This window comes from Janthinobacterium foliorum (assembly GCF_978021625.1).
Window position 1 is genome coordinate 1 of record NZ_CDXDQE010000064.1, and the last position, 411, is coordinate 411.

At 66.4% G+C, this 411-nt stretch carries 1 protein-coding gene; it reads left to right on the forward strand.

Annotation, left to right across the window (positions count from 1 at the left end; translation table 11 throughout):
- A partial coding sequence (locus tag ACZ92H_RS29495; protein WP_465051979.1) for a beta-ketoacyl synthase N-terminal-like domain-containing protein occupies positions 1–411 on the forward strand: 411 nt, incomplete at both ends.

Sequence of the window (411 nt, forward strand, 5' to 3'; positions counted from 1 at the left end):
GGCCATCCAGGCACTGCGCGCGGGCGATATCACCTCGGCCGTGGTGGGCGGCGTCAGCCTGCTCAATACGGACGGTCCGCTGCAGGTGTTCGAACAGCGCGACATTCTGAGCCGCGAATTCCATATTTTCGATGCCCGCGCCAACGGCGCCGTGCTGGGCGAAGGCATCGGCATGGTGCTGTTGAAAACCCTCGAGCAGGCGCAGCGCGATGGCGACCGCATCTACGCCACCATCAAGGCCGTGGCGGTGAACAACGACGGGCGCACGGCCGGTCCCGTGGCGCCGAGCTTCCAGGCGCAAAAGGCGGTGATGCAGGCGGCGCTGGCGCGCAGCGGCAAGCTGGCGGGGCAGATTGACCATGTCGAGGTGAACGGTTCCGGCTCGGAAGTGACGGATCTGCTGGAGCTGAA